Origin of the sequence: Ligilactobacillus murinus DSM 20452 = NBRC 14221 (genome assembly GCF_001591685.1) — a bacterium.
In the GTDB taxonomy this organism is placed as follows: Bacteria; Bacillota; Bacilli; order Lactobacillales; family Lactobacillaceae; genus Ligilactobacillus; species Ligilactobacillus murinus.
Map to the genome: position 1 here is coordinate 1 of NZ_BCVJ01000057.1, position 10,538 is coordinate 10,538.

General features: G+C 42.2%; 9 protein-coding genes. All 9 read left to right on the plus strand.

Going from position 1 to position 10,538, the window contains the following annotated elements:
• Window positions 1-3,000, plus strand: a 3,000-nt coding sequence (locus LMU01S_RS10575; protein WP_061773573.1) for a hypothetical protein, incomplete at its 5' end; no start/stop codon positions are given.
• Window positions 2,987-3,502: a hypothetical protein gene (locus tag LMU01S_RS08895; RefSeq protein ID WP_135998400.1), complete on the plus strand. Its 516-nt coding sequence runs from the start codon at window positions 2,987-2,989 to the stop codon at window positions 3,500-3,502. The genes LMU01S_RS10575 and LMU01S_RS08895, both read left to right, overlap by 14 nt.
• Window positions 3,487-3,756 carry a hypothetical protein gene (locus LMU01S_RS08900; RefSeq protein ID WP_056959820.1) on the plus strand — a complete coding sequence of 90 codons (270 nt, stop codon included), beginning with the start codon at window positions 3,487-3,489 and terminating at the stop codon, window positions 3,754-3,756. Before LMU01S_RS08895 ends, LMU01S_RS08900 begins: the two co-directional genes overlap by 16 nt.
• Window positions 3,740-4,912 carry a type VII secretion protein EssB gene (gene essB / locus LMU01S_RS08905; protein ID WP_056959818.1) on the plus strand — a complete coding sequence of 391 codons (1,173 nt, stop codon included), beginning with the start codon at window positions 3,740-3,742 and terminating at the stop codon, window positions 4,910-4,912. Before LMU01S_RS08900 ends, essB begins: the two co-directional genes overlap by 17 nt.
• On the plus strand, window positions 4,893-9,308 hold the full coding sequence (gene essC, locus LMU01S_RS08910) for a type VII secretion protein EssC (protein ID WP_056959816.1): 4,416 nt from the start codon (window positions 4,893-4,895) through the stop codon (window positions 9,306-9,308). Before essB ends, essC begins: the two co-directional genes overlap by 20 nt.
• A 19-nt stretch (window positions 9,309-9,327) precedes the next feature.
• Complete coding sequence (locus LMU01S_RS08915; protein WP_056959815.1) at window positions 9,328-9,708, plus strand: DUF4176 domain-containing protein; 381 nt, start codon at window positions 9,328-9,330, stop codon at window positions 9,706-9,708.
• A gap of 4 nt (window positions 9,709-9,712) precedes the next feature.
• Window positions 9,713-10,057: a hypothetical protein gene (locus tag LMU01S_RS08920; RefSeq protein ID WP_056959813.1), complete on the plus strand. Its 345-nt coding sequence runs from the start codon at window positions 9,713-9,715 to the stop codon at window positions 10,055-10,057.
• Window positions 10,058-10,070: 13 nt separating this feature from the next.
• Entirely contained in the window at window positions 10,071-10,340 is a 270-nt protein-coding gene (locus LMU01S_RS08925) for a TIGR04197 family type VII secretion effector (RefSeq protein WP_056959811.1), read from the plus strand.
• 5 nt (window positions 10,341-10,345) lie between these two features.
• A partial coding sequence (locus LMU01S_RS08930; RefSeq protein WP_156470405.1) for an LXG domain-containing protein occupies window positions 10,346-10,538 on the plus strand: 193 nt, incomplete at its 3' end.

Consider the following 10,538-nt stretch of genomic DNA (forward strand, 5'->3'; position numbering starts at 1 on the left):
TCCGACTTTTTAAAGCTAGTCTCACGTGATAAAGAACACGATTGGCAAACAGCCCCGTTTGATATGGCAGAAGCAGGGATGAATGATGGAACTTATGACGTTGAAGTTGTGATCCCAGAAAATTTCTCAGCGCGGATCTTAGCTTTACAAAGTACCGATCCTAAGCAGGCAGGGATCAGTTACCGAGTTCGCAAGGGGCAAAATGAGATAACCAATCAAGTCGTCGGGCGCAACGTCGACAGCTTGATCAACTATTTTAATAACCGTGTCGTTCGGATGTATTTTTCGAGTCTAGTCGGTAACTTGCGGAGCGCTCAAGTTGCGATGGAAAGAGGCGCTAATCAGCAAAAAAATCAGGTCAGCGATCTCTCCAGCCAAGTCCAAGCACCATTTCAAGGCTTAAACGATCAATTTGCTACGATCTTTAGTACAGCTAGTGTTTTAGATGAAGATCGGCAAGCAAGTGTTCAAGCAGATGAAGCTTTTAGTCACAGTGTTCAAGCATTATTACAAGGCTTAAATCAAGACTTAACGAGCAATAATGAGGCTGAGCAAGCTGCTCGCACCGCTTTACATGACAAGTTAGAGGAGCAGATCAAGCTCTATGAGGCATTGACCAAGAAGAATTCAGCTTATCAATTGAATGTTGGCAATTATTTTACAGATACAGCTCCAGTTTTACCGCTCCATGATACTTCGAGCGCTTTAGTCGGTGTCGTTTCTAACGATCAGGCGGCTTTAGCTAAGCAAGTGCAACAGTTAAATGAACAGTATCAAACTTTGCATTCGTTGCAACAACAGCTAGAAAAAGAGTACGGTCTGACCCAAACGACGGCAGAAGAGAATCTAGCCACGCTAAAAGCAAAATTAAATGGTGATAACGGCAATAATACGCAGATCTTGACCGCTTTTGAAGCACAACTAAAGAAAAAGTTATCCAAGCTAGGGGTAGCAACTGAATTGACGCAAGCTGATGACGAGTTAAAAGATCTTTGGTCTAAGCAAGATCAAAAAGATTATCAAGCTGCTACGCAGATCTTGAGTAAATATGCTAAAAATCTTGGGGTCGATTACGGTAAGCCAGTGACTTATCTCAAAGAAAATACTAAAGAAGAAAATTACCAAGCTAAAGTGACTTTAAATCTAACGGCGGATAAACCCAATGTGATCCAACTAAAAGGTGATGGAGCAGCGGTAACTTTGGCTCAAAATAATATTGTTTCGACTTTAAGACAAGCGGGATATCAAGACGTCAAAATAACTCCTGTTAGCCAGGGGCGTTTTACAATCAGCTTTACCCGGCCCCAAACAACGACTGCCGTAGCTAAGACTGAGTCAGAATCTGAAGCTACAACGAGTTCAAAAAGCAGTGAGTCAGCTGAAAGCTCTAGTTTAGCTGAAACTAGTTCAACGGCTAAAGAAGAGACATCTCCACAGACACCGAGCGTTACGCCACTTCCAGCTAATTATGCATTGGAAATGACTGTTGACTACCAGATCAAGGAAACGACGGATTATGAGTGGAGCGTCAATGGTCAGGTCCAAAATACTGGTCATTTCGTAGTAGTCACACAAAAAAATAGCACTGAATTGAACCAAAATGTAGCGCAAACGTTGGCTTTAGCACATGAGGTCATGGCTGTTTATAGTCGAGAAAACGATCTGGGCAACTTTTTAGCTACACAAGAACAAGCTAAGATCGTCGCAAGCCCTGATTCATTAGCAGCATTAGTTACTAAGAGTGCCCAACTTAGCCCTGAGCTAGAACAATATGCCACTCAATTAGTGGGGCAATACGCTAAACTGAGCCAACAAGTCAAACGTCTAGGTGAAGCAACAGGTCGGCTCACACTCGATGACCAAACCCCAGCTCAAATCAAGACGTTAAATGAGATCAGCCAAAGCTTGAATGAAGCCGGCTTACAAAGCTATCTCGAACAGGTAGCTGGGATCATCGAGTGGTATAACAAAGCCCAGTTAGCGGTCAATACAGCTAAAACTGACTCGTCAGCCCCAGAGAGCGTACCACTGACAATGGCAAGTGCTACGGCTGAGGTGAGACCTGAACAGTTGACACAACAGTATCAAACTTTGAAAGCATCTTTGACTACTGGGACAAAGGAATTGACGACAACTGATAAGGTCGATCCTAAAGGTTTACAGCCGATCATTAAAGATCTCACGAATAATACCACCAAGTTGCAACAGACAACGGAAGGGATCAAGACTAGCTTGAGTCAAAATCTAAAGAATAGTCAAAAGCAAGCCAATAATAATCAAGATTATGCTAAGGCATTCAATACAGTTATGCAAAATGCACGTAATGGTGAAGCCGACAACAGTAAGGTCTATAATTTCTTGACCAATCCGATCAAGGCTACTGGTTCATATACGGCGATGCCAAAGCATTCGTTAGTACCGTATTTTATGACAGTGATCGGAGCCTTGAGTGCAGTCTTTATTGGTTTGGGGATCGCTAAGTATTTACCTAAGCGGACGATCTCAGACCAAGAAGCTTTGATCGAACATACACGTGCATGGCTGAATTTACCGAGTGTTATTTTGACATTTGCGATCAGCTTGGGCTTAGGGGCGATCTTTGCTTTGAGTACGTATAGTGTGCCGGGGATCGGCTCAAGACCGGCTTGGTTTATCTATGCGATCACAATCATGACGCTGTTGACGAGTTTGATCACAGCAGGAGCGCGGATACAACGTGAAGTAACGCTCTTTATCTTTGGGTTAGTTTTAGGTCTATATATCTTATTGACACCATTTTTAGGGATCTTAGTCAAAGCGGGCACATTTGTTCAAGTGTTATACCGCTTTTCACCGTTGCAAAATATCGAAGCTGGCTATACGGCGTTGGTAAGTGGAGGCACAGTTGGGATCGCGACCTTATTAGGCCTGATCTTAGCGACTGTTGCAGTCTTTGGGGCTAGCTTATTCTTGCGCCCACTGACAAATGAGACCGTGGTAAAAAACGATGATGAAAATTAAGAATGTCTGTGTGTGTCTAGGAGCTTGTCTGATATTTTTAGGTGGTTTGGTTGTGACAGCGACCGCCGATGATGGCAGCCTCGAACTAAATGAACAAGCGATCTATGATGATGGATATAAAGATGATACCCTGCAAAATTATGGGGTTAAGACGCTGTTTTCCCCCGAGATGGAAAGTCAAAATAAAAAGCAAAAAAAGCAAGCTAGTGCTCCCGTAGTTCAAGCTGAAAAAAAGATCTTTACGCACCGTGAGCACAGCACAAACCAGATCCAGCAAAAAAATCAGCAGGTCTTACACAAATATCTATTTACCAAACGCTCTAAGCTAAAAATCGTACCCGGCGATAAAAAGGTGGAAACGACTGAGATCGCGGGCCTTAAATACCTGTGGTTCACGCTGTTATTTGGAATAATGGCAGTTTTAGGAAGTGCGTTAGGGATATATTTCACCAAAAGACGTGTAAAACGAAAGGAAAGTAGTAGTCGATGGACGAACAACTGATCAGGATCGGACTGAAATACGCTGGTACAGTCTATGATCTGCAAGTCTCTAAAAAAACAACGTTAAAGTTATTAGCTGAGCAACTTGGACCTGCTTTAGCCGTTGTTAATGTGAATTTACCAGCAAAATTTGAGTTGCACTTACTAAATAAAGCATTGACGTTAGATGAGAACGTCCCATTACAGGCCTATCCTTTGGGAAATGGCGACCAATTTGAAGTGAGCGTGAGGAAAGAAAATGACGATGATAAGTGATGGCAAGCTTGAGCTTGAATTCAAACAAAATAAGTCTGAGCTCAAAGTGACCTTAGGCGCAGACAAATATCGGTTGACTGAATTAGCCGAATACAAACTTTTTTTGTCAGGTGATGAACATTATTTGCCCGGCAAAGTACTCAAAGCAAACGAAGATCAATTGACTTTGAGTTATCAACTTCCTGAAAAAGCTTTGGCGCTGACAGAATATGTTAAACGCTTTGACCGGGCGGCAGTCTTACGTTTATTGCCCCAACTTTATTGGGTCGTTGACGAACAAGCGGGGTTGTTACAACCTTTTATTGTCCCTGAGAACCTTTTTGTTATCGGGCAACGGATCGTTGTCGCACACCGGGGGTTCAAGTCTTCGGTGGCGCCGTTCAAAGAAACAGCCGAACTTAGAGTCAAGCAATTTCGGGCGTTGGTCTTATATTTACTTGAACCTAAGCAAGATTATGCCAAGTTAGTCAATGGTGCCGGTGCTTTGCGGCATACGTTCGCCCAGCAATTAGCAAAAGCAACTACGATCACAGCACTTGAAAGCCTAGTCGATCAACAGGTCATGACCCAAGAGCAAGTGGCGCAAAAGACACTAGTAACGGTCAAAAAAACTAAATTTCAAATGCTCAAATGGATCGCGGGCATTGGTAGCGTGATAAGTGTGATCTTACTTGGCGTGACCCTTTTTTGGGGTTTTTATACAGTGCCTAAAGCCGAGCATATCGTAACGGCACAAGCGCGTTTTTTAAATGACAATTATGCTGATACGACTAAAGAGCTGGCGCGTTATTCACCGGAGCACTTGCCCCAGAGCGCACGCTACGTATTAGCGGTCAGTTATATCCAGCTTGATACACTTTCAAGTCAGCAAAAAAAAGCAGTCTTGAAAAATATCTCGCAAAATTCTAACTCTAACCAGTTGAACTACTGGATCCAGATAGGTCGTGGGCAATACACAGAGGCGTTGAGTTTAGCTAAAAATATCGGTGATGACGAATATATCTTGCATGCCTATACGAAACTTTACACTGCGACTAAGAACAATACCACGATGGATGGGGCTAAAAAGCAAGCAGAATTAAGCAAATATCGTAAACAGATCAATGAATACTTGAAAAAACTAGGCGGTGAGAAGAATGAATTTGAAGCCGATTGAGCAACTGTATGCTGATCCAACTAACCGAGTCGATGATCGCATCGATCAACAAGCTACCACGGCATGTGAAGTTTTTGAATTGACGAAGACCTTCAAACACTGGACCACAACGGATAAGCCAGCCAAAGAAGTGGCAGATCAGCTTGTGATCGCGTCTGAACGCTTACGGGTCCTGACGACAGCTTTACCGACACGTCCATTGGTTTTAGCTAAAGAAGCAGGAGATATCGTTTTTGATACCCCAGCACTTGTGAAGATCACGCCTACAAAGCAAGGCTATTTTGTAGAAGCTTTTAGTAATGGAGCCAAGCTTTATTGGCACGATGAACTTTGTGAACGTATCAAAGCCAAATGGGAATTGGGAACAAGATTGTATGTCGATGGATTATTGCTGGAACTACGGGAAGCGCAGCTTAAATTGACGCCATTACGTCAAGGTATCATGTTAAATATCGACAAATTATTACCGACTAAGCGCCACCATGAATATCCCGTTGATTTTCCTAATTTTCGTCGAAGTCCACGGATCTATCTGCAAGAACCTAAACAAAAGTTGCGTTTAGAAAATGTCCCGACACCACAAACACCTCCCCAAGGTGCTTTGATGCAAATGATCGTTCCGCCCCTGGGAATGGTCGTAGCTAGTGGATTAGTCAGCTTATTGAGTGGGGGCAATGGCTTGATGATGCTAGGGATGGGGAGTGCTAGTGTCTTGACCGCTGGTTTCTCGATCTCAAGCTATTTTACCAATAAAAAAATGATCCAAACTCAAAATAAACAGGCTAACGCAGCTTATGAACAGTACCTGTTAAGTATCACGGGGCAGCTGGCTAAATTAAATCAAGAACAACGAGCCGTGATGCAATACGATCATCCTACATCCGAAGAGATCGCTGCGATGATGTATCACTATGATCCGCGCTTGTATGAACGGATGCTCAGTAATGATGACTTTTTGACCTTGAGTTTAGGTCAGGGGACTCTGCCGATCAGTTACCAGTTTGAGCACGACAAAAATGATGCTAAGATCAAGAGCAAATTAGAAAAATTCATTGAACAAAAGATCATCGAACCCTACGAAAAAGTCGAAGATGTCCCCGTAACGATCGGGTTGCGCCAAACGACCTTGGGATTAGCGGGCAATAGTGCTGCTTTACGCCAAGCATTACAGACAACATTGTTCCAATTGGCGGCTTTTCATTCGTATCACGATGTTCAATTTGTCGCCGTGCTAAATGAAGCTGAATATCAAGATCATTGGCAGGAATGGCGGTGGTTACCGCATTTTCAATTAGAAAGTTTGAACTTGCGCGGACTCGTCTATAACGCCCAAACCCGTGATATGGTCTTAAACTCGCTGTATCAAATGTTAGTCAAGCGTCGCCAAGAGTATAAAGAACAGCGCAATTCTCGAGAAGCAATGTTTTTTAAGCCCCAGATCGTTTTAGTGATCCAAGATGAATCATGGTTGACGGGGCATAACTTAAATGAATTCTTGATGGAAGATATGAGTCGTTACGGTGTGACTGTGATCTGGGCAAAAGAGACTACAGCAATGTTGCCTGAAACGGTCACGACTTTAGTTGATTATCACAGTTCAAAGTTAGGGACCTTGATCAATGAAGACCAGACCTACTTGAACCTAGAATTTGTGCCGAATTCATATCCTAAAAAGATAACACAGGTAGCAGCGATCAAGCGCTTGGCTAATTTACGCCACGTTGAGGTCGAAAAAAACTCGATCCCTGAAAGTATCTCGTTTTTGCAATTGTATCAAGTTAAGCGTGTTGCAGAGCTAAACGTGAAAAAGCGGTGGCAGCTAGCTGATACCTCCAAGACATTGGCAGTACCTTTAGGCGTACGGGGTAAAAATGATGTGGTCAACTTGAATCTACACGAAAGAGCACATGGCCCCCACGGCTTATTAGCTGGGACGACAGGTTCGGGTAAATCTGAAGTTTTACAGAGTTTTATTTTGTCGTTAGCAGTCAATTTTGCTCCCGAAGATGTGGGCTTTTTACCGATCGACTATAAAGGTGGCGGGATGGCGAACTTATTTGCTGATCTGCCGCATTTATTGGGATCGATCACTAATCTTGATGGCGCAAGTACGGCCCGAGCCTTGAAGAGTATTCATGCTGAATTAGAGCGCCGGCAACGTTTATTTAGAGAATTTGGGGTCAACCACATCAACGGTTACACCAAGTTGTATAAAAAAGGAAAAGTGGGTGCGACTGATCGCGTGTATCCAACTGAGCCGTTACCACATCTGTTCTTGATCAGTGATGAGTTCGCTGAGTTAAAAGCTAACGAACCTGAATTTATGAATGAGCTAGTTTCGACAGCGCGGATCGGGCGTTCTTTAGGGGTACACTTGATCTTAGCGACGCAAAAGCCAAGTGGTGTCGTCAACGAACAGATCTGGTCGAACTCACGCTTTAAGATCGCTTTAAAAGTGGCCGAACCGGCTGATTCAAAAGAAGTGATCAAAACCCCAGATGCGGCTTCGATCACCTTACCTGGACGTGGTTATCTCCAAGTCGGTAATAATGAGATCTATGAGTTGTTCCAAACCGCTTATAGTGGTGCTAAATACGTTCCTGACGAAGCCCAAAATGCTGCCAAAGCAGATGATCGGATCTGGTTGATCAATCATTTAGGACAAGCAGAATTGTTAAATACCGATCTTTCTGAAGGTGAAGTTGTTCAGGCAGAATATGAGGAAGTTCAGTCAGAATTGGAAGTAGTTGTAGACGAAATAGCAAGGATCACTGAGAAGGATCAAGTTGTTCTTCCGATGAAACCATGGTTACCAGATCTAGCTGAAAAAATCGTTACGCCTAAAGTAGATTGGGTAAATGAATGGCAAAAAGAACGAAAATTAGCAGTGCCATTTGGAATGTTAGATATACCTGAGCAACAGATGCAAAAGGAATTATTGTTTGATATTGAGAAATTTAATCCAGCCGTCTTTATTGGTAGTTCTGGTTACGGAAAGTCCACGGCATTACAAACGTTAGTGCTCAATTTGGCACGTTATAATTCTCCAGCTCAAGTCCAATTTAATCTGCTTGATTTTGGGAATAATGGCTTATTGCCTTTGAGAAACTTACCGCATGTAGCTGATCACGTAAGACTAGAAGAAAAGGAAAAATTCTTCAAAATGTTACAACGGATCGGCGAAACTTTAGATCAGCGGAAAACTTTATTTCAAGAACATGGTGTCGCTAACTTTGAACAGTACGAAGCAATGGCTGACCAACCATTAGCAATGAGTATTAATGTGATCGATGCTTATGATGCGCTTATTGAAGATGACGATCGTGATGTTGTTGACAGTATGATCAATCGTGTTTTACGCGAAGGTGCTGCTTTAGGCGTATTTCTAGTAATGAGTTCTAATCAGATGACAGCTTATCGCTTAGGAATGCGCTCTAATATCTCTAAAGCATTGATGCTTTATCTAGTCAATAATGATGATCTAATCGAAGTGTTAGGTAGTGATCGGATCCAAATACCACCTATTCCAGGACGCGGACAAGTAGAGATCGACGATGCAGTTGATGTCTTTCAAACATATCAACCAACTACAGGTGAAGATTCATTGAGCATTATTAAAAACATTGGAGCATTGGCCGAAAAAATGGATGCTTTTTGGACTGGTGAACGGCCAAAAGCGATTCCGATGCTACCACTACAATTTGGGTTAGAGTACTTCGAAAAACGTGATGATGTTACGAACCTACTTGTAGATGGTGAGTTACCGTTAACATTTGATATTCAAACCACAGAGGCCCTAGGCTTTGAACCTATAAGACATCATTTCTTCACATTGATCTATGGAACTGAGGAACAACGTCAAATGTTAGATACTAGTTTATTATTCTTGCTGAAATATACAAAGAAAAGGACAGTATTGGTCGATTTTGAAGGCCAAGTATATACGGATAACTATGCCAACTTTGATGAAGTTTATACGGCATCGGGGGATGATATCGAGCGCTTGAAATTATTGTTGGCTGAGTATGTGAAGCTAGCTGGGAGTAAGGCTGTGGGAGAACAAATATTTATGTATATTCCTAATTTGCGCCTGTTCTTTGAAAAAAGTGGTTTGACGATCGATAACTTTATCTTGACTTTAAAGCAAGCTTGGCGAGCAGGCTTATACATTATCATTTCTGATAGTATCAACTACATTGAAAAAGGCTTTGATTTAAATGTTCAAGAATTGCGTAAAAATATTACAGCTGGAGTTGTCACAGCTAGATTGAATGATACGGACACGATCAAGGTTATGGGGTCATCATTAGAGAAGAATTTAGCAGGTAATGAAGCTTATTATTTTGAATCGCAAGGAACCAAATATGCCAAAGTACGTTTGGCGGGAAAAGTTTAACGAAAGAGGTAACAGTAGAATGGAAAAAGTAGATTTTTTACCCTTAGGGACAGTAGTTATTTTAAACGGTTCGATCAAAAAGGTCATGATCGCGCAACGTGCGGTTTATGTACCTGCAAATGAGGACGAAACAGATGTCAAATATTTCGAATATGGGGCAGTCTTATATCCTGAAGGTTTAGTGGATGGACAATTAGTATATTTCAATAGCGAAGATGTCTATAAAGTAATTGCTGTAGGCTACACAGATGCTGATGATGAACTCTTGGTTGAAGAGATCAATGAGGCATTAGAAAAAGTGGAAAACGAGCCTAAAAAGGTCACTAAGATTGCAGAAAATTCTTCAAGTACAGTCGATCCTTTCAGTGGTTTGTCTGAGAAATTTGATAAAGGAGAATAACTAGATGAGTCCAGAAGAGATCGCTGAGCGACTTGTTAAGGTCGCTAAGCATAACGAAGCGGTCCATCGGCATAATGCAACAATCGATCGAAAAATTGAAAGATTAAAGCAAGCGATGGTAGAGTTGACCTCACTGCAAGCGGAGCTAGATAGTTTACGGACTAATAAGCTAGAACATGGTGGTGAAAATGTTTGGAAGGGCAATGTTTATCGCGAACATAAACGAAAAGTTGGCTATGTGGAAGATGATGTTAAGGGGCTCTCTTCTTTGATGGGAGATGCTTTTGAAGATTATAGTAACACGATCCGACGCTTACGAGCAGAGAAGCAAAGTTATTGGATCATCTAGGGAGTGAAAATAAATGGCAAAGATCAGCGTAAATACAGGAGAGGTCAATCGAAATGTACGACAGATCAGTACTGCTGGCAATGCTTTGGCGGGTAAGCAAGATGGTTTGCGTCATCCAAACAGTAGCATCAACACGCCAACGCCTAAAAAGATCCGAGAAAAATATACTCAGATCAATAATTTATTGCATAAATACGGAGCTTTAGTAAAAAATGATGCTAAGCGGATCGAAAAAGTAGCTCAAAATATGCGTGAACTAGACGAAAAAATGGGTCGGAGGTGAAGCAAATGACTAAGATGAATTACATGGAGCTATATGAATTCATGCTAGCGACAAACCAAGGTTTGAATAGCCGGCGTGATCTATTACGTAAAACACAAAAGAGCTTAAATACTTTTGCAAGTGGCAAGGGAGGCCTCACTGGTGGTGCTGCTGATGGGATCGCAAATTATATCAGCGAAGTGCACGCCAGTGGGCTAC

What these genes read in the sequence shown, in the direction of transcription:
- LMU01S_RS08925 (WP_056959811.1), top strand. Translation starts at nt 10,071, where the DNA reads ATGGCAAAGATCAGCGTAAATACAGGAGAGGTCAATCGAAATGTACGA.
- essB (WP_056959818.1), top strand. Translation starts at nt 3,740, where the DNA reads ATGACGATGATAAGTGATGGCAAGCTTGAGCTTGAATTCAAACAAAAT.
- essC (WP_056959816.1), top strand. Translation starts at nt 4,893, where the DNA reads ATGAATTTGAAGCCGATTGAGCAACTGTATGCTGATCCAACTAACCGA.
- LMU01S_RS08895 (WP_135998400.1), top strand. Translation starts at nt 2,987, where the DNA reads ATGATGAAAATTAAGAATGTCTGTGTGTGTCTAGGAGCTTGTCTGATA.
- LMU01S_RS08915 (WP_056959815.1), top strand. Translation starts at nt 9,328, where the DNA reads ATGGAAAAAGTAGATTTTTTACCCTTAGGGACAGTAGTTATTTTAAAC.
- LMU01S_RS08900 (WP_056959820.1), top strand. Translation starts at nt 3,487, where the DNA reads ATGGACGAACAACTGATCAGGATCGGACTGAAATACGCTGGTACAGTC.
- LMU01S_RS08920 (WP_056959813.1), top strand. Translation starts at nt 9,713, where the DNA reads ATGAGTCCAGAAGAGATCGCTGAGCGACTTGTTAAGGTCGCTAAGCAT.